This window comes from Kribbella endophytica, assembly GCF_054781295.1.
Window position 1 is genome coordinate 16,056 of record NZ_BAAGUR010000005.1, and the last position, 23,533, is coordinate 39,588.

17 protein-coding genes are annotated in these 23,533 nt (G+C 69.0%); 12 read left to right on the forward strand and 5 right to left on the reverse strand.

What is annotated here, in order from left to right; translation table 11 throughout:
• The first annotated feature begins 72 nt into the window (after window positions 1-72).
• A complete protein-coding gene (locus tag ACYVIO_RS36170; protein WP_460655487.1) occupies window positions 73-897 on the forward strand; it encodes a MerR family transcriptional regulator in 825 nt (274 codons plus the stop codon).
• Window positions 894-1,769, forward strand: a complete 876-nt coding sequence (locus tag ACYVIO_RS36175) for a transglutaminase-like domain-containing protein (RefSeq protein ID WP_460655488.1) — start codon at window positions 894-896, stop codon at window positions 1,767-1,769. Before ACYVIO_RS36170 ends, ACYVIO_RS36175 begins: the two co-directional genes overlap by 4 nt.
• Before the next feature lie 76 nt (window positions 1,770-1,845).
• On the opposite strand, the gene glgP is transcribed toward ACYVIO_RS36175, so the two are convergent.
• Window positions 1,846-4,443, reverse strand: a complete 2,598-nt coding sequence (gene glgP, locus ACYVIO_RS36180) for an alpha-glucan family phosphorylase (RefSeq protein ID WP_460655489.1) — start codon at window positions 4,441-4,443, stop codon at window positions 1,846-1,848.
• 244 nt (window positions 4,444-4,687) lie between these two features.
• On the opposite strand from glgP, the gene ACYVIO_RS36185 reads away from it, so the two are divergent.
• Entirely contained in the window at window positions 4,688-6,676 is a 1,989-nt protein-coding gene (locus ACYVIO_RS36185; RefSeq protein WP_460655490.1) for an alpha-1,4-glucan--maltose-1-phosphate maltosyltransferase, read from the forward strand.
• Between the two features lie 299 nt (window positions 6,677-6,975).
• Here ACYVIO_RS36185 and ACYVIO_RS36190 read toward each other — a convergent pair whose 3' ends face one another.
• Together ACYVIO_RS36190 and ACYVIO_RS36195 are read right to left on the reverse strand one after the other, a co-directional pair.
• On the reverse strand, window positions 6,976-8,151 hold the full coding sequence (locus tag ACYVIO_RS36190; RefSeq protein ID WP_460655491.1) for a threonine synthase: 1,176 nt from the start codon (window positions 8,149-8,151) through the stop codon (window positions 6,976-6,978).
• A 61-nt stretch (window positions 8,152-8,212) separates the two neighbouring features.
• A complete protein-coding gene (locus tag ACYVIO_RS36195; RefSeq protein ID WP_460655492.1) occupies window positions 8,213-8,785 on the reverse strand; it encodes a winged helix-turn-helix domain-containing protein in 573 nt (190 codons plus the stop codon).
• Between the two features lie 291 nt (window positions 8,786-9,076).
• On the opposite strand from ACYVIO_RS36195, the gene ACYVIO_RS36200 reads away from it, so the two are divergent.
• The 5 genes from ACYVIO_RS36200 to ACYVIO_RS36220 all read left to right on the forward strand — a co-directional run bounded on the left by ACYVIO_RS36200 (window position 9,077) and on the right by ACYVIO_RS36220 (window position 18,367).
• Window positions 9,077-13,483: a S8 family serine peptidase gene (locus ACYVIO_RS36200; protein WP_460655493.1), complete on the forward strand. Its 4,407-nt coding sequence runs from the start codon at window positions 9,077-9,079 to the stop codon at window positions 13,481-13,483.
• 176 nt (window positions 13,484-13,659) lie between these two features.
• Complete coding sequence (locus tag ACYVIO_RS36205; RefSeq protein ID WP_460655494.1) at window positions 13,660-15,867, forward strand: glycoside hydrolase domain-containing protein; 2,208 nt, start codon at window positions 13,660-13,662, stop codon at window positions 15,865-15,867.
• Window positions 15,864-17,174 (forward strand): glycosyltransferase, encoded by a 1,311-nt coding sequence (locus ACYVIO_RS36210; protein WP_460655495.1) that lies wholly within the window; start codon window positions 15,864-15,866, stop codon window positions 17,172-17,174. The genes ACYVIO_RS36205 and ACYVIO_RS36210 overlap by 4 nt, the downstream gene beginning before the upstream one ends.
• A 309-nt stretch (window positions 17,175-17,483) precedes the next feature.
• Window positions 17,484-17,693, forward strand: coding sequence for a type II toxin-antitoxin system HicA family toxin (locus ACYVIO_RS36215; RefSeq protein ID WP_460655496.1), 210 nt, complete (start codon window positions 17,484-17,486; stop codon window positions 17,691-17,693).
• Window positions 17,690-18,367: a hypothetical protein gene (locus tag ACYVIO_RS36220; protein ID WP_460655497.1), complete on the forward strand. Its 678-nt coding sequence runs from the start codon at window positions 17,690-17,692 to the stop codon at window positions 18,365-18,367. The genes ACYVIO_RS36215 and ACYVIO_RS36220 overlap by 4 nt, the downstream gene beginning before the upstream one ends.
• Before the next feature lie 298 nt (window positions 18,368-18,665).
• On the opposite strand, the gene ACYVIO_RS36225 is transcribed toward ACYVIO_RS36220, so the two are convergent.
• Together ACYVIO_RS36225 and ACYVIO_RS36230 are read right to left on the reverse strand one after the other, a co-directional pair.
• Window positions 18,666-19,223, reverse strand: a complete 558-nt coding sequence (locus ACYVIO_RS36225) for a winged helix-turn-helix domain-containing protein (protein ID WP_460655498.1) — start codon at window positions 19,221-19,223, stop codon at window positions 18,666-18,668.
• A 388-nt stretch (window positions 19,224-19,611) separates the two neighbouring features.
• Window positions 19,612-20,877, reverse strand: a complete 1,266-nt coding sequence (locus ACYVIO_RS36230) for a glycoside hydrolase family 18 protein (protein WP_460655499.1) — start codon at window positions 20,875-20,877, stop codon at window positions 19,612-19,614.
• Between the two features lie 245 nt (window positions 20,878-21,122).
• On the opposite strand from ACYVIO_RS36230, the gene arfA reads away from it, so the two are divergent.
• The 4 genes from arfA (at window position 21,123) to ACYVIO_RS36250 (ending at window position 23,376) form a co-directional block, all read left to right on the forward strand.
• Window positions 21,123-22,106: a channel-forming protein ArfA/OmpATb gene (gene arfA, locus ACYVIO_RS36235; RefSeq protein ID WP_460655500.1), complete on the forward strand. Its 984-nt coding sequence runs from the start codon at window positions 21,123-21,125 to the stop codon at window positions 22,104-22,106.
• A 103-nt stretch (window positions 22,107-22,209) separates the two neighbouring features.
• A complete protein-coding gene (locus tag ACYVIO_RS36240) occupies window positions 22,210-22,758 on the forward strand; it encodes a sunset domain-containing protein (protein WP_460655501.1) in 549 nt (182 codons plus the stop codon).
• Between the two features lie 52 nt (window positions 22,759-22,810).
• On the forward strand, window positions 22,811-23,020 hold the full coding sequence (locus ACYVIO_RS36245) for a hypothetical protein (RefSeq protein WP_460655502.1): 210 nt from the start codon (window positions 22,811-22,813) through the stop codon (window positions 23,018-23,020).
• Window positions 23,020-23,376: a type II toxin-antitoxin system HicA family toxin gene (locus tag ACYVIO_RS36250; protein ID WP_460655503.1), complete on the forward strand. Its 357-nt coding sequence runs from the start codon at window positions 23,020-23,022 to the stop codon at window positions 23,374-23,376. Before ACYVIO_RS36245 ends, ACYVIO_RS36250 begins: the two co-directional genes overlap by 1 nt.
• Window positions 23,377-23,533: the final 157 nt, after the last annotated feature.

Here is a 23,533-nt window from a genome sequence, read left to right on the forward strand (position 1 = left end):
CCATGATCGACCGGGCACGCGCATCTGGCCAGGTATTTACTCTGCCCCAGGGGCAAGGTGTTGAGTACAGCCATGCTGACGATCAGCGAGTTCGGACGGCGGGCCGGACTCTCCCACAAGGCCCTGCGGCTGTACGACGTGTCCGGCCTGCTCACCCCCGCCGCGGTCGATCCGGCCAGCGGCTACCGCCAGTACGACGAGGAGCAGCTCGAACGCGCCCGGCGGATCAGCGTGCTCCGCCAGGTCGAGATGCCGCTGGCCACGATCTCCGAGGTGCTAGCGGGCACCGACGAGGAGGCGCTGATCCGGCTGGACCGCTGGTGGGCCGCGCAGCAGGCGACCAACGAGGCCCGGCAGGCGACAGTCGAGTACCTGCGCGACCGGTTGCTGCGGGCCGGGTCACCGGGCCTGAGTCCGCGGCCGGTGCTGCTGCGCGACGTACCGGAGACCAAGCTCGCGTCGATCCGGGTCGACGTCGACCAGCAGTCGCTGATGGGCGTGATCGTTGCCTCGACGCTGGAGATCCGCGCGCACCTGACCGCGGCCGGGGCGTCGCTGCCCGGTGGGTCGTGGGTGATCTACCACGGCGCGGTCACGCCGGAGAGCGAGGCGACGGTCGAGATCTGCGTCCCGTTCGGCGGGACGGTCGACCCGGCCGGGCCGATCGGGATCCGGATCGAGCCGGCCCACACCGAGGCGTACTGCACGATCAGCCGCGACGAGTGCGTGTACCCGCGCATCATGCTCGCCTACGACCTGCTCGAGGACTGGGTCCGGACGTCGGGACACCCGACCACCGGACCGAGCCGCGAGACCTACCACCCCGGCTTCCGTGAGCTGACCAGCTCCGACCCGGCGGTCGACATCGCCCAACCGATCAAAGGACCTGTCTCATGAAGGACTACGTTGCCCAGACGCCGTACAGCGATCCCGGCCGGTACGCCGGACTCCTGGACACGCTGCCGACCGACATCCCCGGTCTGGCCGCGGCGGTCCAGAACCTGCTGATCCACTACCGCGGTGGCGGGATCGAGTTCACCGGTGAGCACCTCGAAGAGGTGAACAACCGCTGGGTCGAGGAGATCCTGGCGGCCGACCAGCGGCGCAACGGCACGCCGCTGACGGCACCGCGGGCGCCCGAGGACCGCGTGGCCGGCTGCTGCCGGGACTACGCGCTGCTGCTCGTCTCCGCCCTGCGCCACCAGGGGACCCCCGCCCGGAGCCGGATCGGCTTCGCGACGTACTTCCAGCCCGGGTGGAACGCCGACCACGTGATCGCGGAGTACTGGAACGGTGACCGCTGGGTGCAGGTCGACGCGCAGCTCGAGCCGGGCGAGCACTGGGGCTTCGACGTTCAGGACGTCCCGGCCGGGCGATTCCGGTCGGCGGCCGAGACGTGGCGCGGGTTCCGCGCCGGCGAGATCGACGGCGAGACCTGCGGGGTGGACCCGACGCTGCCGATCCGCGGTGGCTGGTTCATCCGCGACTACGTGTTCCTCCAGGTCGCCCACCTTCAGGGCGACGAGCTGTTGCTGTGGGACGGCTGGGGCGCGATGGCCGACGACCTGGAGATGGACCTCACCCCCACCGACGAGCTCGCCGCGCTGCTGATCGCCGCCGACGCCGGAGACGATGCCACCAGCAACAAACTCCGTGACTGGTACCGCGCGGACCCGGATCTCCACCCCGGCAGGCAGATCATGGTCCACACCCCGACCGGCATCCCGCCGTACAAGCTCGACCTCACCACGCGGCAGAAGGTGAACTAGCCGTACGAACCGAGCTGTACCGACCGAAAAGCGCCGGGCACCCTGCTAGGTGCCCGGCGCTTCTGTGTCGGTTGGCTCAGAACTCCGAGCCGGCCGGGAGGTCCGGGGTGTCCGGGTCCTCCGGGTCGGACGGGCCCGCGGCCAGGCCGAGCTCGGCCGGGCTGGCGAGCATCGGGTGCTTCGGCAGGACGCGCACCGTGTAGCCGAACGGGCCGGTGCGGTCGAGCTTCAGCTCGCCCTCGAAGCGGTGCCGGTTGCCCTCGTAGGTCTCGGCCAGCGAGAGCGAGACCCGGACGGCGTCGGTGATCTCGTCGGCGGAGTCCACGCGGCCGTGCAGCGCCTCGACGTCGATGTCGTTCGGGGTCAGCTCGCCGAGCGTGACGAACGCGCGGATCCCGACCGTCGTCCCCAGTTGCGGGACGTCGCCCAGGCCCTGCAGCTCGACGTGGTCGACGCGGATCTGCGGCCAGGCCGCCCGGACCTGCTTCTTCCACGCGGCCAGCTGCCGGGCGCCGTCGTACGTCGAGTTGAGCTGCCGCGACGACTGCGCCGCCGGTACGTAGAGCCGCTCGACGTAGTCGCGGACCATCCGGGTGGCGAGCACCTTCGGGCCGAGCTCCTTGATCGTGTGCCGCAGCATCTCGATCCAGCGGCCCGGGACCTCACCGTCGTAGAACCGCGGCGCGACCTGCTTCTCGATCAGGTCGTACAGCGCGTGCGCCTCGAGGTCGTCGCGGCGGTCGGTGTCCTCGATGCCCTCGGCCGACGGGATCGCCCAGCCGAACTCGTCGTCGTACCACTCGTCCCACCAGCCGTCACGGATGGACAGGTTGAGCGCGCCGTTCAGCGCCGCCTTCATACCGGACGTGCCGCAGGCCTCGTACGGGCGCAGCGGGTTGTTCAGCCAGACGTCGCAGCCCGGGTACATCGGCTGCGCGAGCGCGATGTCGTAGTCGGGCACGAAGACGATGCGGTGCCGGACCTCGGGGTCGTCGGCGAACCGGACCATCTCCTGGATCAGCTTCTTGCCGCCCTCGTCGGCCGGGTGCGCCTTGCCGGCGATCACGATCTGGATCGGCCGGGTCGGGTGCAGCAGCAGGGCCTTCAGCCGCTCCGGGTCGCGCAGCATCAGCGTCAGCCGCTTGTACGACGGAACGCGGCGGGCGAAGCCCATCGTCAGCACGTCCGGGTCGAGGATCGAGTCGACCCAGCCGAGCTCGGCCTCGCTGGCACCCCGGTTCACCCAGGACGCGCGGACGCGGGACCGGGTGTCGTCGATGAAGCGCTGGCGCAGCATCCGCTTGGTTTCCCACAGCTGGGCATCGGTGGTCTTGTCCAGACCCTCGAACATGCCCTCGGAGTCACCCTGGTCGGCGTTCGCGTAGGTGAGCGCCGAGATCTCGCGGGCCACCCACGTCGGCGCGTGCACGCCGTTGGTGATCGAGCTGATCGGCACGTCGGACGGGTCGAAGCTCGGCCAGAGACCGGCGAACATCCCGCGGCTGACGACGCCGTGCAGCTTCGATACGCCGTTCGCCCTCTGAGCGAGGCGAAGGCCCATGATGGCCATGTTGAAGACGCTCGGGTCGCCGTTCTCGAAGTCCTCGGCGCCGAGCGCCAGGATCCGGTCGATCGGGACGCCGTCGCCGAACACGTCCGGCGAGAAGTGCTGCTGGATCAGCTCGACCGGGAACCGGTCGATGCCGGCCGGGACGGGGGTGTGGGTGGTGAACACGGTGCCGCCGCGGGCGACCTCGAGCGCGGTGTCGAAGTCGAGGCCCTGGTCGGTGGCCAGCTCGCGGATCCGCTCGACGCCGAGGAACCCGGCGTGGCCCTCGTTGGTGTGGAAAGCCTCTGGGGCCGCGTGGCCGGTGATCCGGCAGAAGGCGCGGACCGCGCGGACACCACCGACACCGAGCAGCAGTTCCTGGAGCAGACGGTGCTCGGTCGTCCCGCCGTACAGGCGGTCGGTCACCTCGCGCTCGGCCGGCTCGTTCTCCTCCATGTCGGAGTCGAGCATCAGCAGCGGCACGCGGCCGACCTGGGCGACCCAGATCTGGGCGCGCAGCTCGCGGCCACCGGGCAGGGTCACGGTGACGGTCGCGGGTGCGTCACCGTCGCGGAGCAGGCTGATCGGCAGCCCGTCCGGGTCGACCAGCGGGTAGCGCTCCTGCTGCCAGCCTTCGCGGTTCAGCGACTGGCCGAAGTAGCCGTGGCGGTAGAGCAGCCCGACACCGATCAGCGGTACGCCGAGGTCGCTGGCGGCCTTCAGGTGGTCGCCGGCCAGGATGCCGAGACCGCCGGAGTACTGCGGCAGCACGTGGGTGATGCCGAACTCCGGGGAGAAGTAGGCCACCGAGCTGACCGGCGAACCGGCGTCGGCCTGGAACCACCGGTCGTCGGTCACGTAACCGTTCAGGTCGGCCACGGCCAGTTCGAGCCGCCGCAGGAAAGCGTGGTCTCCCGCCAGCTCTTCGAGGCGGGCCGCCGGGACCTCGCCGAGCAGCCGGACCGGGTCACCGCCGGTGCTGCGCCACAACTGCGGGTCGACAGCCTCGAACACGTCCTGCGTCTCGGGGTGCCAGGCCCAGCGCAGGTTGTTCACCAGGGTGCCGAGGCCGGTCAGCGGCTCGGGCAGGACAGGGCGGACGGAGAATCGTCGTATCGCTCGCACCGGGACACCGTAGCGCCCTGACCGGGCCGGAGCACCTTCGGTATGCATCGATTTTGCAACACGAGCAAGATCTTGCAGAGCCTTCAGGCGGGACGCCGCACGGAATTCGTGCACGGGAGTCCGCACTGTGGAACGAACCACGCCGTCCGCATGTCACACGAGGGCTTCGGGAACCGATAACGTCAGACCCACCACTGTTCTGTCCGGTGCCAGCGACGCGGAAAGCGAAGGTTCATCGACCACCATGACTGGGCGCATCCCGATCACCGACGTCACCCCGACCGTCGACGCCGGAGCGTATCCGGCCAAGTCGTCGGTGGGCGAGACGTTCACCATCGCGGCCACCGTGTTCCGTGAGGGCCACGACGCGGTGAACGCGAACGTCGTCCTGACGTCCCCGGCGGGCCAGACCAGGCGGATGCTGATGACGCCCGTCGGTCAGGGGTCGGACCGGTGGACCGTCGACGTCACCCTGCAGGAGCAGGGCGCCTGGACGTTCGCGGTCGAGGGCTGGAGCGACCCGTACGGGACCTGGCGGCACAACGCCGAGATCAAGGTGCCGGCCGGGATCGACGTCGACCTGATGTTCGCCGAGGGCGCCGCGTTCTTCGACCGCGCGGCTGCCGGCGTACCGCCCGCTGTCCGGCTGGACCGCAGCACGCTGAGCGACGCCGCGCAGGCACTGGCCAACGGCGCGCTGCCGCCCGAGGCCCGGCTCGCCGCCGGCATCTCCCCGCAGGTCCGCTCGGCGCTCGGCCGGTACCCGGTCCGCGAGCTGATCACCTCCTCGGAGACCTACCCGGTCTGGGTCGACCGGCAGCTCGCGCTGTACGGCAGCTGGTACGAGTTCTTCCCGCGCTCCGAGGGCGCCGTGTACGACGAGGAAGCCGGCGAGTGGAAGTCCGGCACCTTCCGTACGGCGGCCGAACGCCTCGACGCGGTCGCCGCGATGGGCTTCGACGTGCTCTACGTCCCGCCGATCCACCCGATCGGCACGTCGTACCGCAAGGGCCCGAACAACACCCTCGACCCGAAGCCGGGCGACCCGGGATCGCCGTGGGCGATCGGGTCCGAGGACGGCGGCCACGACGCGATCCACCCCGAGCTCGGCACCTTCGAGGACTTCGACTTCTTCGTCGGCCGGGCCCGTGAGCTCGGCCTCGAGGTCGCGATCGACCTGGCCCTGCAGGCCTCGCCGGACCACCCGTGGGTCAAGGAGCACCCGAAGTGGTTCTCGGTCCGCGCCGACGGCTCGATCGCCTACGCGGAGAACCCGCCGAAGAAGTACCAGGACATCTACCCGATCAACTTCGACAACGACCCCGAAGGCATCTACGCCGAGGTGCTGCGGGTCGTGAAGCTGTGGATCGACCACGGCGTCACGGTGTTCCGGGTCGACAACCCGCACACCAAGCCGGTCAACTTCTGGCAGTGGCTGCTCGGCGAGGTCCGGCAGACCGACCCGGACGTGGTGTTCCTGTCCGAGGCGTTCACCCGCCGGCCGATGATGCACGAGCTGGCCAAGGTCGGCTTCCACCAGTCGTACACGTACTTCACCTGGCGCAACGAGAAGTGGGAGCTCGAGGAGTACCTGACCGAGCTGTCGTCCGAGACCGGGCACTTCCTGCGGCCGAACTTCTTCGTCAACACCCCCGACATCCTGACCGCCTACCTCCAGTACGGCGGGCCGGGCGCGTTCAAGATCCGGGCCGCGATCGCCGCGACCTCGTCGCCCGCCTGGGGTGTGTACGCCGGGTACGAGCTGTTCGAGCACGTCGCGCTGCGGCCGGGCTCCGAGGAGTACCTGGACACCGAGAAGTTCCAGCTCCGCCCGCGCGACTGGGCAGCCGCGGAGGCCGAGGGCCGCACGCTCGCGCCGTACCTGACGCTGCTCAACGCCGTACGGCGTCGCCACCCGGCGCTGCAGCAGCTGCGCAACCTGAGCCTGCACAACGTCGAGGACGAAGCGATCCTCTGCTTCTCCAAGCGCACCACCGGCCCCGACGGCCACACCGACACGGTCATCGTCGTGGTGAACACCGACCCGCACTCGGTCCGCGAGACCATGGTCCACCTCGACATGGCCGCACTCGGCATGCGCACCGACGACACCTTCACCGTCTACGACGAGATCACCGGCGCCACCTGGCGCTGGGGCCAGAGCAACTACGTCAAACTCGACCCCAACGGCGACCCCTGCCACATCCTCGCCGTACGCCGAGGTCAGGCCTGACAATCCCCACGCGGTGCTACGCACGGCTCCTCCGTCGCCGAGCTACGCGCCGCTCCCTCCCACCCCCCGCTTAGCGCGGTAGTTGCCCGGCTGGCGCCGGGGTATCCGGCTGGCGCCGGGATTGCCGGCGAGCGCCGAGTGCCTGGCTAGCGCCAGAGTTCCCGGCTGGCGCCGGAGTACCGGCTACCGCCGGAGCCGGCCGCACCACGCGGTCGGGCCCGAGGCTCCTAACGTCCGAAGAACCGAGCGCTACAGCCTCGGGTTCTTCGGACGCAGGCGACTTCTTCGGACGCTACCGATCAGAGCTCGACCGTCTCGGGATACTTCAACCCCGTGCCGGTGTTCAGGGCGACGACGGTCTCATCGGCCTTGATCCAACCGCTGTCCCGTAGCCGCTTGATGGCGGCGAAGTTGGCGGCTCCTTCGGGGCAGATGAAGGAGCCTTCCAGCTCGGCGCAGCGGCGTACGGCGGTGAGGATCTCCTCGTCGTCGACGGCAACGGCACAGCCGTCGGTCTCCCGGATCGCCTGCAGGACAAGGAAATCTCCGAGGGCCTTCGGTACGGTGATGCCGAAGGCAACGGTTTTCGCGTCCGGCCACGGCTCACTCTCCGGCTTGCCCTGCTCCCACGCCTGCACGATCGGCGCACACCCGGTGGCCTGTACGGCGACCAGTCGCGGCAGCGGGCCCTCGACCCAGCCGAGCTCGAGCAGCTCGTTGAGCGCCTTCCAGATCCCGATCAGCCCGACGCCACCACCGGTCGGGTAGAGGATCACGTCCGGCAGCTTCCATCCGAGCTGCTCCGCGATCTCCAGCCCCATCGTCTTCTTGCCCTCGATGCGGTAGGGCTCCTTCAACGTCGACACGTCCTGGTAGCCCTCGCGGATCGCCAGCTGCTCGCGGATCCACACGCCCGCGTCGCTGATCAGCCCGTCGATCAGCTGCAGCTCCGCGCCGACGACGCTGACCTCGCGCCGGCAGATCTCCGGCGCCGCCTCCGGCATCGCGATCAGCGCCTCCATCCCGGCGCGGACGCCGTACGCCGCCCACGCGGACCCGGCGTTCCCGTTCGTCGGCATCGCGATCTTGTGGACGCCGACCTCCTTGGCCCGGGACACCCCGACGGCCGCGCCGCGGGCCTTGAAGGTGCCGGTCGGGATCAGGCCCTCGTCCTTCATCAGCAGGTTCGCGACGCCGAGCTCAGCGCCGTACGCCGGCAGCCGGAGCAGCGGCGTCATCCCCTCCCCCAGCGTGACGATGTTCGCCGGGTCGCGGACCGGCAGCAGCTCGTGGTACCGCCACAGGTCCGGCGGCCGGGCCGCGACGTCGTCCTTGGTCAGCCCGGCCCGGACCTCGTCCAGGTCGTAGCGGACCAGCAACGGCGAACCGCACGAGCACAGCCCGATCACCTGGTCCGGGTCGTGGCGGAGGCCGCACTTGGGACATTCCAGCTGGGTCAAAGCGGAGAAGCGCACGGCGTGGACGCTACTCCTGCTCGGCTACTGGCCGCCGTACACCGTCTACAGTCCGGACGTCCTATCCCGCTCGGAGTCCAGTGATCGCCGGACGCTGGTGGTCGGCCAACCGAAAGCCAGTACCTCGTACGGCGTCGATCGTGACCGTCGTACCGAGCTCGTCCAGCTTGCGGCGCAGCCGCTTGACCAGCGAGTGGACGTCCGCCGTACCGCGCAGGTGACGGTTCCTCCAGACCGCCTGGTGCAGCTCCTCGTAGGTCCACACCTTGACCGGCACGGTCATCAGCTTCGTGAGCAGGTCGTGCTCGAGGTCGGTCAGCGGCGCTTCCCTCCCCCGCCACTGCGCGACCGACCGGCGCGAGTCGATCGTGAGTGAGTCCCCGGTACGACGGGCGTCCGTCGTACGGGGTGGTTCGGCGGGCTCGGCCGGAGCCGGTGGCGGGTCCTGCGCGGGCGTGAGCAGTTTGCGCAGCTCGTCCAGGCTGGAGACGAGCAGCAGCGGAGCGACGTCGTCAACCAGCTCGGCAAGCCGGACGCGCTCTTCGACGGATGCGGCGACGGCGATCAGCAGCGGGAAATCCTGCTGTTCGATGGTTCCGTCGTCACCAGGGGCGGGGACACGGGCGGTGACCATCCGGTCACGATGTCAACCTCTGCCTCTTATCGTCAACGGACTGACAAAATCTGGCGGAACTTGCCCAGAACGGCTCTACCCCTGGTGACATCTTGCTCACGAAGTGTGCTTGTTCACGCTGACGTCTGACACATAAGGTCCACGTCAGGCTCGCAGCGTCACAGCTTGCGACCTGGGGGGCACGGGGCGTCGCAGAACCGGTTCATCACGACCGGGCGCGGCCACCGGCACCTCTGCACCAATGACTCGGGGGAGTCGACTCGGGGTCGTTCAAGTGAGGGGCTGCAGAGAATGTCACACGTGAGACGAAGGGGCCTGGCCAGATCACTGGTGAGTGCCCTGGCGGCGGTAGCCGTCGTCGCGACCGGGCTGGCCGCCACCGGTGCCGCCCAGGCCGCACCGCCGACCAAACCCAACGCCGACCCGGCGTCCAAGATCAAGCCTGAGCTGCTGAACAAGCTCCAGGGCAAGGACGCCAAGGAAGCCACCGATTACTGGGTCCGGTTCGCCGCCAAGGCCGACCTGACCAAGGCGAGCGCGATCGCGGACTGGAACGCCCGCGGTACGGCGGTCGCCGCGGCGCTGCGCAAGACCGCTGCCGAGAGTCAGGCCGGCGTCAAGGCCGAGCTGGACGCGCAGCACGTCAAGTACCAGACCTTCTGGGGCACCAACGCGATCCGGATCAACGGCGGCTCGCTGGCCCTGGCGCAGAACCTGGCCCAGCACGCCGAGGTCGAGGGGCTGTACAACCCGACCGCGATCGAGGTGCCGAAGGTCACGCAGGGCAAGGACGAGCGGCAGATCAACTCGATCGAGTGGGGTCTGGCGAACATCAACGCCGACGACGTCTGGTCGCAGTACGGCGACAAGGGCCAGGGCATCGTCATCGCCAACATCGACACCGGCGTCCAGTTCGACCACCCGGCCCTGGTGAACTCCTACCGCGGCAACCTGGGCGGCGGCCAGTTCGACCACAACTACAACTGGTTCGACGCGGCCGGCACCTCGCCCGCGCAGCCGGCCGACGGCAACGGCCACGGCACCCACACGATGGGCACCATGGCCGGCGACGACGGCGCCGGCAACCAGATCGGTGTCGCCCCGGGCGTCAAGTGGATCGCGGCGAACGGGTGCTGCCCGTCCGACGCGGCGCTGATCACCTCCGGTCAGTGGATGCTCGAGCCGACCAACCTCGCCGGGCAGAACCCGGACGCGAGCAAGCGGCCGAACATCATCAACAACTCGTGGGGTTCGCAGCTGCCCTCCAACGACCCGTTCATGGAGGACGTCACGCTGGCCTGGGCCGCGTCCGGCATCTTCGGTGCCTGGTCGAACGGCAACAGCGGCTCGGCCTGCCAGACCAGCGGCTCGCCGGGCAGCCTGGTCAGCAACTACTCGGCCGGCGCCTACGACATCAACAACAACATCGCGTCGTTCTCCGGCCGAGGTGTCGGGCAGAACGGTGAGATCAAGCCGAACCTGGCCGCGCCGGGCGTGAACGTGCGCTCCAGCGTCCCGGGCAACGCCTACGCCAGCTTCAACGGCACCTCGATGGCCTCGCCGCACATGGCGGGCACCGTCGCGCTGCTCTGGTCGGCCGCGCCGTCGCTCAAGGGCGACATCCCGGCCACCCGCGCACTGCTGGACAACTCCTCGGTCGACAAGGCCGACGCCCAGTGCGGTGGCACCACCGACGACAACAACGTCTTCGGTGAAGGCCGCCTGGACGCGCTCGCGTTGCTGAACGCCGCCCCGATCGGTGACACCGGCACGCTGACCGGCAAGGTCACCTCCGCCGGTGCCGCGCTCGCCGGTGCTTCGGTGACGGTCAAGGCCGCGGGTCAGTCCGACCGCGTGCTGACCACCGGTGCCGACGGCCGCTACTCCTCCGTGCTGCCGGCCGGCGACTACTCGCTGACCGTCGCGTCGTTCGGCTACAAGAGCCAGACGGCGACCGCCACGGTGACCGCCAACACGACCACCACCAAGGACTTCGCGCTGGAGTCCGCGCCGGCCGTCAACATCGGCGGTACGGTCAGCGACGGCTCCGGCCACGGCTGGCCGCTGTACGCGAAGGTCAGCGTCGAGGGACCGGGTGGCGTGTTCGACTACACCACCCCGACCAACGGCCGGTACAGCTTCAAGGTGCCGTCCGGCAACGCCTACACGCTGAAGGTCGAGGCGCAGTACCCGGGCTACGAGACCGTCAGCCAGCCGGTCACGGTCGGCACGGGCAACGTCACCAAGAACATCGCCGTACCGGTTCGTTCGGACGCCTGCGCCACGGCGCCGGGCTATCGCAACGGCTCCGACGGCCTGTACGAGACCTTCGACGCCACCGCCGCTCCGAGCGGCTGGACCGTCGTCGACGGCAAGGGCAACGGCCAGGTCTGGGCCTTCAACGACCCGGGCAACCGCGGCAACCTGACCGGTGGTGGCGGCGGCTTCGCCATCGCGGACAGCGACAAGTTCGGCTCCGGCCAGTCGCAGGACACCTCGCTGGTCAGCCCCTCGGTCGACCTGACCGACGTGGCCGCGCCGGTGATCCGCTTCAACCAGGACTTCAACTGGCTGGGCGGCGAGAAGGCCGACGTCGACCTGTCGCTCGACGGTGGCAGCACCTGGGCCAACGTGCTCAACCAGGCCACCGCGGACGCCCGCGGCGTCAAGGAGATCGCGATCCCGCAGGCGGCCGGCAAGTCCGCCGTACAGGTTCGCTTCCACTACTACGACGCCTCGTACGAGTGGTGGTGGGAGGTCGACAGCGTGCTGATCGGCAGCCAGATCACCTGTGAGCCCACCGGCGGCGGCATCGTCGTCGGCAACGTCAAGGACGCCAACACCAACGGCTTCGTGAACGGCGCCGTCGTCACCCGTGACGACAAGCCCAGCGAGACCGCGACCACCGTCGCCACGCCGGAGGACACCGGCCTGAACGACGGCTTCTACTGGCTCTACTCCGCTGACTCCGGCGCCCACGGCTTCACGGCCAAGGCCGGCGGCTACGTCAGCTCCGCCCAGAGCGTCGACGTGGAAGCCGACTGGGTGACCCCGGCCGACTACACGCTGGCCGCGGGCAAGCTGACCGTCACCCCGGGTGCGATCGAGGGCAACCTCAAGCTGCCCACCGGCAAGGTCACCAAGTCCTTCACGGTCAAGAACACCGGCGGAGCGCCGGTCGACGTGAAGTTCGGTGAGCGCGACGGTGGCTTCGAGATCGCCAACGCCAACGGCACGAAGACCACGAAGGCCCAGGTCCTCACCGGCCAGGGCGCGCCGCTGCAGCGGCTGTCGGTGCCGACCTCGTTCGGCAGCAAGATGGCCGGCAAGATGCCGGTCGCCCCGGCCGTACCGAAGCCGCTCGCGGCTCCGTGGGCCGACATCGCCGACTACCCGTCGGTCGTGATGGACAACCGCGTGGTCAACCTCGACGGCAAGATCTACTCGCTCGCCGGTGGGGACGGCTCCGCGTCCAGCGCGAACAGCTACGTGTACGACCCGGCCTCGCTGGCCTGGACCGCGATCGCCCCGCTCCCGGGCGCCCGCAACGCGATCACCGTCGGCGCCGTCGGCGGCAAGATCATCGCCAGCTCCGGCTGGGGCGCCGCCGGCCCGGACGCCGCGACCTGGTCCTACGACCCGGCCGCGAACGCCTGGAGCGCCGTCGCCAACAACCCGGCGCCGCGTGCGGCCGCCGGCCAGGCCGTCCTGGACGGCAAGCTGTACGCGATCGGTGGCTGCACCACGGCCGGTTGCACCCCGATGTCGAACACCGCGGTCGCCTACGACGCGGCAGCCAACACCTGGGCGCCGATCGCGAACTACCCGAAGTCGGTGGCGTTCGCCTCCTGCGGCGCGATCGACGGCAAGATCTACTGCTCCGGCGGTAACGACGGCGTCGCGGCTCAGAAGAGCGGCTACGTCTACGACCCGGCCACCAACGCCTGGTCGCCGATCGCCGACTCCCCGGCCGACCACTGGGCGGCGTCGTTCGCCGTCGCCGGTGGCAAGCTGCTGGTCGTCGGCGGTGTCCAGACCGGTGCGGTGACGAACGCGGGCTTCGCGTTCGACGCGGCGGCCGGCACCTGGGCGGCGCTCCCGAACGCCAACCAGCCGCGGTACCGCGGTGGGGCGGCGTGCGGCTTCTACAAGGTCGGCGGCTCGTCCGGCGGCTTCACCGCGACCGTCGACAGCGAGGCCCTGCCGGGTCTCGAGGACTGCGGCGAGTCGTCGGCCGACGTCAGCTGGCTGAGCATCGACAAGACCGAGGCCACCCTGGCCCCGGGCGCCAGCACGACGGTCAAGGTCACGCTCACCGCGAGCGTCGACCAGCCCGGTAAGTACACCGGGTCGGTCACCATCGCCGAGAACACGCCGTACAGCGTGGACAACGTCGCCGTGACGATGAACGTCACCCCGCCGACCACGTGGAGCAAGCTGTCCGGCACCGTCACCGGTGTCGCCACCTCCGGCGCGAGCGCGCCGCTGGCCGGCGCCATCGTCCAGGTCGACTCGTGGGCCTCGTCGTACACGTTCACGACCGACACCAGCGGCAACTACGCCTACTGGCTGGACCGCCGCAACAACCCCCTCACCCTCATCGCCGCCAAGGACGGCTACAAGCCCCAAACCCGCTCGACCCGCCTGGTAGCAGGCGAGCCGGTCGTGGAGGACTTCGCTCTGAAGGCCATCAAGTAGTAGTCACCACCTAGCAACAACCCCGGCCCCCGCCCAGGAACCTCTGGGCGGGGGCCGGGTGTTTTTGTACAGGTGCGCGGTGCGAACGTAATCTGCGCGTCTTGCTCGGTCCACGTGGGGGAAACATGGGCTTCTTACCTTGGGAGCCCACGTCGGCCGCGTGAGGCGGTGAGCCTGTGTATGAGCATGTCGACCCGTTCATCGGGACCGGTGCCACTGACCTGCCTGCGCCTAAGGGGTTGGCCGGGTCGTGGTGGTGGCCCAAGCCGCAGGTTGGGAATACGCATCCGGGGGCCATGCATCCCTTTGGGATGGTGTCGGCCTGTGCGTACTCGGGGGCTTATCCGACCGGCTACGGGTTGTACGACTTCAACACCGAAGGCGTGCCGGGATTGTTGTACGACCGGCCGGTGGCTTCCGGGTTCACGCATTTCCAGCAGTCCGGGACCGGGGCGATTCGCAAGTACTACAACTACTTCCGGGTCACGCCGATGCTTGGTCCGCTTGACGACCTGGGCACCACGTGGGATCTGCTGGACGAGGTGGCGGAGCCCGGCTACTACGCGGCGACGTTGAGCTCGGGGGTGCGGTGCGAGATCACGGTCGGCCCCAAGTCGGCCGTTCATCGGTACACGTTCCCGGCGAACGACGCTGCCCGGATCGTCATCGACGCCTCGACCGGCGGCCTCGCCATCCCCCGCAGCCAGACCGTGCCGCTGAAGGCGCATCTGGCGATGCTGGAGCCAGGGGTCGCTCAGGGCGAGATCCACGTCGAGGGCGTGCCGCTCGCCGTCCACCTGGAGGTCGACGCCCCGGGCTGGCGGCAGCTGCTCTGGTACGACCGGCGCCTGATGCCCGGCGGGACGCGCCTCGACTTCGACTACATCCGGCCGACCACCTTGCGGCCGTTCGGGCTGATGTTCATGGGTCCCTCGCGCGCCGAGCAGACCGTCGAGGTGCGGCTCGGGTTCTCCCTGCGCGGGTGCGAGTCGGCCCGCGACAACCTCTACCGAGACGTCGGCCGCACCGACTCCACCTTCGCCGTACGGCGTGAGCAGACGGCCGCCACCTGGCGCGACCACCTCGGCAAGGTCGAGATCAAGGCCGGGTCCGACGACCAGGCAACGGTTTTCGGCACCGCGCTCTACCACTCGCTGGTGAAGCCGTGCTTCGCCCCGGACGAGAGCCCGTGGCCGACCGAGGGCCCGTACGCGTTCGACATCTGCACCATGTGGGACATCTACCGCACCCAGTTGCCGCTGATGACGACGCTGTTCCCGGAGCGTTCGGTCGCGCTGGCCAACTCGCTGCTGTCGATCTGCGAGCAGGAGGGCAACCTGCCGATCGGTTACCGGATGGCCAAGGGCGCCGACCGGTTCTCCCGGCAGGGCAGCGCGCTCGCGCACACCTTCCTGGCCGACCTGTGCCAGCTGGACCTGCCGGGGATCGACTGGGACTGGGCCATGGTGCACCTGGAGATGGACCTGCGCCGGACGTACGGCGAGGACTTCCTGGTGCACGGAGTCGCGCACCCGATCAGCCACACGCTCGACCTGGCGTACGCCTACCACTGCACCGCGGCGATCGCCCACAAGGTGCGCGACCGGCCGCTCGCCCAGCAGATGCGCGACTTCGCCCAAGGCTGGCGGGCGGCGTACGACCCGAACACCGGTCTGCTGCGCGACTCGACCTTCTACGAGGGCGGCCGGTGGAACTACTCCTTCCGGCTGCTGCACGACATGCGCGCCCGGATCGCGCTCGCGGGTGGCGACGACGCGTTCGTCGGGCTGCTCGACACGTTCTTCGGGTACGACGCCGTACCGGTCACTCAGCCGGGTGTGAGGCCGAGCGTGGCCGAGATGGACGCCGGGTACAGCCTGAGCCGGTTCGAGGGACTGAACAACGAACCGGACTACGACGCGCCGTGGTCCTACCACTACGCGGGACGGCCGGACCGGACCGCGGAGGTGGTGCATGCCGCCGTCGCCAACCAGTTCGGCACCGGCCGGGGCGGGCTGCCGGGGAACGACGACTCCGGCGGGCTGTCCGCCTGGTACGTGTGGGCGACGCTCGGGCTGTTCCCGGTGGCCGGCCAGAACCTGTTCCTGGTGAGCGCGCCGGCCGTGGCCGAGTCCGCCCTCCGGCTGCCGGACGGCGACCTGTCGATCACCACCACAGGGTTCGAGCCGGTCGAGGCAGGTGGGCCGGTCTCCTACGTCCAGTCGATCGCGGTGAACGGCAAGACCCTCGAACGGCCCTGGCTCTCCGGCCAGGAACTGCGGCACGTCCGCGACCTGCACATCGAGCTCGCCCCTCGGCCTTCCGGGTGGGGCACCCGGGTCAGGCCGCCGTCCACATCCGACGCCGCTGGAGGTGAGGCATGAACATCGCCGACGAAACGCTCGTCCCATCCGTACCCAACCGCCGCCTGGTCATCGTTGTCCGCGCCGACCCGGTGATCTGCGGGCACTCCGGTGAGGCCCGGTGCCTCGCGGAGGTGGCGCTCACCCGCGGGTTCGACGACGTACGGATCGTGACGTGGCCGATGGACGCGCTGGAGGCGGCCGGGCTGCCGTTGAAGCCGCTGGACGGCGTACTGCCGTACAGCCCAGGCATCACCGTGGAGCGGCCCGATCCCGTGGGCGACTATCGGGTTCCGGACGGGCGCTACCTGTCCGGGCTCATCGGGCGGCTGGTCGAGCTGTTCAGCGACGGGGTGCCGACGGTGGCGATGTCGCTGTACCTGAGCCCGCACGCGATCGCCGTACAGGAGGCTGCCCAGGTGGCGCGGCGCATCGGGCCTGCACGAGTGGTCACTGTGGCCGAGGCGGTGGGCTCCGACATCACCAACGTGGTGCGCGATTGCGTGGCCACCGGCCGGTTCGGGGCGGCGGCGCACATCCTGTCGGTCTACCTCGCGGCCGACCACTGCGTGGCGGTGTCGGAGTACACCCGGGATCTGATCGTGGCCTCCGCGGCCGCGCTCGACGGCATGCACGGTACGACGTTCGCGCAGCAGTGCCGGGAGCGGATCGCGATCTCCTACCCGGCGGTCGATTCCTGGTCGTACCTGTCGCTCACCGACGACCGGATCGCCGAAACCCTGACCCGCCGCGGCCTTTCGCGAGACGGGTACGTGCTGTTCCTGTCCCGGATCGCGTCGGCGAAGGGCGTCGACGACCTGATCGACGCGTACGCCGGTTCGCGGTCGGCCGAGCGGGTGCAGCTGGTCCTGGCCGGCCGCGGCCCGCAGGAGGCCGAGGTGGTCGCGCGGGTTGCGGCAGCAGGCCTGGGCGATCGGGTGCGGGTGCTGACCGACGTCGACGACGCGGAGAAGCCGGCCCTGATGGCCGGCAGCGCAGCCTTCGTCCTGCCGACCCGCGAGCAACCGGAGTTCGTCGAGACGTTCGGCATCGCCCTTGTCGAGAAGGCCTTGGCCGGCGGCGGGCCCATCATCACCTGCCCCACCGGAGGCGTCCCCGAAGCAGTCGGCGACACAGCCCTCCTGGTCCCCCAGCACGACCCAGCCACGCTACGCACAGTCCTCGACGAGGTCGTCTGCGACTGGACCCCCGAGCAACGAACAACAGCCGAACGCCGCGCCCGCGCCTACGCGCTGCAGTTCGACCGAGCCCAAGTCTTCGACCGCCTCTTCACCCTCACGGAGGCCCCAGCCGCCCACGTCGCCTGAACCCGACAAGCCAAGAACAAAGCAAAAGAAAGCAATATAAACAGGAAAGACAGAATAAGAAAACGGAAAACACAAAGAGAGAAGAAATATATAGTTAGGTCGTAGATTCTTCCCAGGTGCCCACAGTTCGGTCGGCTGTGGCTGAGGACATGGGCGGCAACCAGCGAGCTAGACCTGAGCGGGTTTCGCCAGGCGCCCCCTACCGCGCGATCGCTGCGGCGGCCGAGGCAAGGACGGACCTCCGGGTGCCGGAGTAGGTTTTGCCTAGGCGATTTGCCTTGAAAATGTCTACCGCCCTAGACTAAAATCATGGTCAGTGAGCAGCCGGCACGGAAGGTCGTGAAGTCCCTCAAGGACGCCGGCTGGAAGCGGAGTCGGACGGTGGGCTCGCACAGCGTCTACGACTGCCCGTGCGGGCAGCACACGTTCAGCCTGCCGGATGGACACCGGAAGATCTCGCCTGGCGTCGTGCGGAAGGTCAACGACGCGCTCGCCGGCTGTGAGGGGAGAAGTCAGTGAAGAACTACGACGCGGTGGTCACGCGCGACGGCCGCTGGTGGATGATCGAGATTCCGGAAATGGATGGGCTCACCCAGGCCCGTCGACTGGACGACGTCGAGAAGATGGCCCGCGAGTACATCGCGGTGACGCTCGATATTCCGATGTCCCAAGTCGATGTCTCCGTGTCCGGCATCGAGGTTGCGGGACAAGATCTCCTCGAGGCGAAAGCGCTGGTCGAAGACCTACGAAGGCACTCACAGCAGGTCGAAGCGCTCGTCGCGGACCTCACGCGACAGTTCGCCTCGGCCCTCACCAGTGCAAGCGTTCCTGTTCGGGATGTGAGCAAGGTTCTCGGTATTTCCCACCAACGAGTGTCGCAATTGGTTCAGTCTGCCGCGGCAGTCCCCGCATCCACGTTGGCACGATTGATCGCCAGGGCCAAAGCTGAGCACGGCAGCGACATCGTCGCCCATCGCAAGCCTGTCCACAGGCCAGAAGCGGGCCAACTCAGGACGCCGAAGCAGGCAACCGCGTCCAGGACGCCTCGGCCGAAACGCGTCCGAGGTCCTGCGCCGATCCATGGTGGCTCTTCTCACCGAAGGGCTGCGGCAACAACTGCTGAAGGCAGGACCAGGCGACCGTCCATCGCCGGACGTGCAGGCGTAAAGAAGGCCGAAGCCAAGCGCAGTTAGTTACACGGAGCCTTCGAGAAGCCAGCTTCCACTCCGAGATCTCTCAGGGCGTGCAGCCTGACGCAGGCTCGATCGAACTGACTCCGGGCATAGTCAGACGCGGCTGGCCAGATAGTCCGACGCAGCAGCACCCCGCCCTCAGCCACAGCGCACCTGTGCTTTGGGCGCTGCGGATGGGCATGCGGCCTCACTATGTCCTTGCTCTTGTCTTTCGTCCTTGCTCTTGTCTTTCGTCCTTGCTCTTGTCTTTCGTCCTTGCTCTTGTGTCTTTGTTTTGCTTCCCGGGCCTGGCTGTGGCTCAGGCCGCTGGCAGCAGGTGGAAGCCGACTCCTCGGACTGCGTGGATCGTCACTGTGGCGCCTAGGTGGGCGAGTTTTTGGCGGAGGCGTTTGACGACCGAGTGGATGTGGGAGCCGTGGCCGAGGTGTTCGTTGCCCCAGACGGCGTGGTGGAGGTGTTGGTAGGTCCAGACCTGGCCTGGTTTTTGGACGAGGCAGTGCAGGAAGTCGTGTTCCAGGCGGGTCAGGGGGACCTCTCGGTCCTTCCAGCGGACCACTCGGCGGTCCTCGTCCAGGCGGAGTGCTGCTGGGAGGGCGACCACGTTGTCGGTTCTGGGCAGGGCTGCCTCGATCTGGGCAGGAGTCTCAATGGGAGGTTCCGGCGCGACGACACCCGGAGTCAGTACGACGGGCTGTGCCGCCGTACCGGTGGTGAGTTCGAGGAAGGCCCGGGCCTGCTCCGCGCTGGAGACCAGGAGCAAGGCCTCCGCACCGCTCAGCAGGCGTGCCAGTTGGACGCGTTCGGCACTGGTCGTGGCGACGCCGATGATCAACGACGAGTCCGGCACAGTCTCCATGGAGCCCCCTCCGCTCAAACGTTTGCCGGGTCAGGCGCAGGGACCAGTACGCTCAACCGCGAAGGCTAAGTCAAGGGAAACCCTGCGCGAGCGCGTGGCACAAATGCGACCTGGCCGAGACCGGCCAGGCTGGACAGCCTCCCCAGCAGCACCGGTACGCCGTGCTGCAGAGCGCCGGTACGCCGAATGCCGACGTGCCGGTACGCCGTACTGCGAACGCCCGCAGTACGGCGTACGCCCGGCCGCGCCGCCAGACGCGGAGCCGGGAGACGGGGAACGGGGAGCCCGCGGCCGGCCGCGGGACCGGCGGCCACGGGCAGCCGTGCAGAGGCGTCCGGACCCTCTGCCGGACGGGGCAGAAGGACCGGACGCGGGAAGGGCTGCCGGATCAGCCGATGGTCTTGACGGCGGTGATCAGAGCGCCGTTGCTGGTGTCGCCGGACAGCTCCCAGAAGAAGGCGCCGCCGAGACCCTGCTGGTTCGCGTAGCTCATCTTGCTGCGGATCGTCGCGGGGGTGTCGTAGCCCCACCACTGCCCGTTGCAGAACGCGTACGCCGTACCGCCGACGGTCCCGGTGGACGGGCAGCGGGTCGAGATCAGCTTGTAGTCCTCGATGCCGGCCTCGTACTTGCCCGGTGCCGCGCCCGTCGCGCTACCGCCCGGGGCGGCCTGGGTGACGCCGGTCCAGCCGCGGCCGTAGAACCCGATACCGAGCAGGAGCTTGGACGCCGGGATGCCCTTGGACTTGAGCTTCTGGATCGCCGCGTCGCTGTAGAAGCCGGCCGTCGGGATTCCGTTGTACGACGTGAGCGGCGAGTGCGGCGCCGTCGGCCCCTGCGCCGCGAAGGCGCCGAAGTAGTCGTACGTCATCGGCATGATCCAGTCGAGCTTGCCGGCGGCGGCCGCGTAGTTGGTAGCGTCGATCTTGCCGCCGTTGGTGCCGTCGGCGGTGATCGCGGCCGTCACGAGCGCCGACGAGCCGAACCGGGTGCGCAGCGCGCTGATCACGTTGTTGAACGCGTTCGGCCCGGAGGTGTCGCAGCTCAGGCCGCAGGCGTTCGGGTACTCCCAGTCGATGTCGATGCCGTCGAAGACATCGGCCCAGCGCGGGTCCTCGACCAGCTTGTAGCAGGAGTCGGCGAACGCGGCCGGGTTCTTGGCCGCCTCGCTGAAGCCGCCGGACCAGGTCCAGCCGCCGAACGACCAGACCACCTTGATGTTCGGGAACTCCTTCTTCAGCTTGCGCAGCTGGTTGAAGTTGCCGCGCAGCGCGCCGGTGTCCCAGGTGTCGGCGACGCCGTCGACCGAGCCGGCCGCGTCGTACGCCTTGTCGTACGCCGCGTAGGAGTCACCCATCGCGCACCGGCCGCCGGTCGTGTTGCCGAAGGCGTAGACGATGTTGGTCAGCTTCGCGGCCGATCCGCTCGTCTTGATGTTCTTGACGTGGTAGTTGCGGTCGTAGACACCCCACTCGGTGAAGTAGCCGACAACGCGCTTGCCGGCCGCAACCGCGTTGTCCTGCTGCTCGACCACCTGGGTCGGCAGGGACCGGGCGCCGTCGTCCGACGGGGTGGCCGCGACCGCGGCGGGGACCACTCCGGTGCCGAGCAGTGCGAGCGCGGCGACCAGGGTGGGCAGGGTTCGGATCCTCATGGTGTTCCTCCAGGGGGGCGGGAGAGGCACTGTGCGCACCCTACTCAGCACAGCGGGTTAAGAAAAGAAGAAACCCAAATAAAAATGACCACGCGATCACAGAACCGTTCGGTAACCAGCTGCCGACCTCGCCCGTACGACGTCCGGAAGCCGCCGTGATCAGACGCTGGTCCGGCGTGCATCAGAACCGCTTCACGGAGTAATCTCCTCGCGCACGGTCAATGACCGTATCGACGGAGGAACACGTGCCTGGATCACCGCGGCGACCCGCTCGGATCTGGCTGCTTGCCCTTCTGGTCGTGCCGCTGGTTCTCACCGCTCTCCTGGTCGCCTTCAAGGGCGACGGTCTGAGCAACGCCACCGCCGACGAAGCCGGTACGACGGAAGCGCCGACGACCACTCCCCCGGCGCCCAGCGATCCGTCACCGAGCGATCCGGCGCCGAGCGACTCCGCGAGCGTCGTACCGCCCGAGCCCGAGGCCGCGCCCTTCTCCGTCGCGTGGACCGAGGACAACGGCCTGCAGGTCACCGCCGTACTGCGGGACGAGGCCGCCAAGGAGAAGGTCGTCGGCGAGATTCAGGGCCTGCTCGAGGAGGGCGAGACCTTCGGCGACAAGCTGACGGTCGACGCCGCGAGCGGCCTGGTGAACCCGAGTGCCCTGGTCGGCGTACTGCAGGCTCTGCGGTCGGCGCCGGGTGATGTCGCGGTCAAGTACGACGGCGCGACGATCACGTTGAGCGGCGACGTCGCGGATCAGGCGACCAAGGCGACGGCGGCGCGGGCGGCGGCGAAGGCCGTGCCGGGCGCTGTCGTGGCGAACGAGCTGCGCGTGCCGACCGCGACGAAGCCGCCGGTGAGCGAGGCGTGCCAGACGTTCGAGAGCCGGCTCGCGCAGGTGACCGGTCAGCACAAGATCGTGTTCCTGTCCGGTACGGCGATCGTGAACGAGCGGTCGCGCGGATCGGTCGGTCGGGTCGCCGCGCTGCTGAAGAGCTGTGCCACCGCCCGGGTCGAGGTCGGCGGTCACACCGACAACCTCGGCGATCCGTCGACGAGCCTGCCGCTGTCGCAGCACCGCGCGGACGCGGTGAAGGCCGAGCTGGTCCGGCGCGGTGTCCCGGCCGAGCGGATCATCAGCCGCGGGTACGGCGAGTCCGAGCCGGTCGCGTCCAACCACACCTCCGCCGGGCGGATCGCGAACCGCCGGGTGGAGATCCGAGTTCCGTAGGGGTCCTGATGAGTTCGCTGTACGCGCAGCTGTGGGTGCTTCTGCTGGCCGCCTTCGTCCTGGGCAGCGCCGCCGCCTACGTCATCCACCGGAGCACCCAGCGATGAGCACGCTCGCCCGCAACAACTGGCCGTGGGAGCTGCTGGCGTTCCTGCTGGGAGCCGTCATCACCTGGATCCTCCTGAGTCGGCGCGAGCCGGCGGCGGTCGAAGTACCTGAAGAAGAAGCAGTAGAAGAAGAGAAGGTCCTGGTCACCGCCGGCGCTCCGCCCGAGCGAAGCGAAGAGCCGAGCGAAGAGCAACCGGCGGGCCGAGCAGCCCCGAAGCCGAAGGCGAGCCCCGCCGAGGAGCAGCCCGCTTTCTCCCAGCGCATGGATCGCGTGGACTCGTCGCAGCCGACACTGTTCGACGGGTCCGGGCGGGCCGTCGTACCGGGGAGGTACGGGCCGGGGTCGGCCGACGCCGTGGAGCATCAGGGCCCGCCCGACGGCTTCACCATCAAGGGCAACGCCCAGTCGATGCTCTTCCACACCCCGGACTCGCCGTACTACGGCCGCACCAAACCCGAGGTCTGGTTCCGCACCGAGGCCGACGCCGAGCAGGCCGGCTTCACCAAGTACACCCGCAAGCCCCGCAAGTCCCCCCGCTCCTGACACCTCCCCGCCGCTAGCATCGTCGCACCAGGACCGGTAGCCAGGAGGATCGATGCAGCGCGAGATTCACGTCCCTTTCAAGGCCGAGCAGGACGAGGACGGAGTCTGGGCGGCCACCGCGGCGCTGACGCCGGACGCCTTCGCCCACGGCCAGGGGCCGACCCGAGACGCAGCGATCGAAGACCTCAAGGAAGCCCTCGCGCTCCTCGCCGAAGAAGTCGGGGCACCGGAGCAACTGGTCGTGACGATCCAGGCCGACTGATGGCCGGCGTCCCGGCGAAGAAGTTCCGCGAGGTCAAGCAGGCGCTGGAACGCGTCGGTTACCGCGAGGCGCGGCAGAGTGGCAGTCACGTGATCTTCACGAAGGGCAGCAGCTCACTCACCGTCCCGAACCACGCCGGTACCGACGTCTCCAAGGGGGTCATGCGCGAGATCCTCAAGGAGGTCGGCATGACGCCGGAGCAGCTGTTCAGCAAGCGTGCGGGCCGCGACGCGATGGAGCTCCTCCAGGAGGGCAATCCACCTCCCGGTCGTCGCGGAACGCAGTCCGGGCAGGACAGCAAACCTGCGCAAGGTCAGACCGGTCGGCGTGGTCGAGGTCGCGGTCGCGGCGACTGAGCTCTTCGCCGTACGGCGTGACTGTCTGCTGCCGGCCAGGCCTCGACCGACTGCACCGAGCGACCAGAACTAACGCGCGAGAAGCGCGGAAGCAACGCGGTCGAGGTAACGAATCAGCCCTGAAATAGGGTGATCCGGCCCCTATTTGCTTGTACTG

What these genes read in the sequence shown, in the direction of transcription:
- ACYVIO_RS36170 (WP_460655487.1), top strand. Translation starts at nt 73, where the DNA reads ATGCTGACGATCAGCGAGTTCGGACGGCGGGCCGGACTCTCCCACAAG.
- ACYVIO_RS36175 (WP_460655488.1), top strand. Translation starts at nt 894, where the DNA reads ATGAAGGACTACGTTGCCCAGACGCCGTACAGCGATCCCGGCCGGTAC.
- ACYVIO_RS36185 (WP_460655490.1), top strand. Translation starts at nt 4,688, where the DNA reads ATGACTGGGCGCATCCCGATCACCGACGTCACCCCGACCGTCGACGCC.
- ACYVIO_RS36195 (WP_460655492.1), bottom strand. Translation starts at nt 8,785, where the DNA reads ATGGTCACCGCCCGTGTCCCCGCCCCTGGTGACGACGGAACCATCGAA.
- ACYVIO_RS36200 (WP_460655493.1), top strand. Translation starts at nt 9,077, where the DNA reads ATGTCACACGTGAGACGAAGGGGCCTGGCCAGATCACTGGTGAGTGCC.
- ACYVIO_RS36210 (WP_460655495.1), top strand. Translation starts at nt 15,864, where the DNA reads ATGAACATCGCCGACGAAACGCTCGTCCCATCCGTACCCAACCGCCGC.
- ACYVIO_RS36215 (WP_460655496.1), top strand. Translation starts at nt 17,484, where the DNA reads ATGGTCAGTGAGCAGCCGGCACGGAAGGTCGTGAAGTCCCTCAAGGAC.
- ACYVIO_RS36225 (WP_460655498.1), bottom strand. Translation starts at nt 19,223, where the DNA reads ATGGAGACTGTGCCGGACTCGTCGTTGATCATCGGCGTCGCCACGACC.
- ACYVIO_RS36230 (WP_460655499.1), bottom strand. Translation starts at nt 20,877, where the DNA reads ATGAGGATCCGAACCCTGCCCACCCTGGTCGCCGCGCTCGCACTGCTC.
- ACYVIO_RS36240 (WP_460655501.1), top strand. Translation starts at nt 22,210, where the DNA reads ATGAGCACGCTCGCCCGCAACAACTGGCCGTGGGAGCTGCTGGCGTTC.
- ACYVIO_RS36245 (WP_460655502.1), top strand. Translation starts at nt 22,811, where the DNA reads ATGCAGCGCGAGATTCACGTCCCTTTCAAGGCCGAGCAGGACGAGGAC.
- ACYVIO_RS36250 (WP_460655503.1), top strand. Translation starts at nt 23,020, where the DNA reads ATGGCCGGCGTCCCGGCGAAGAAGTTCCGCGAGGTCAAGCAGGCGCTG.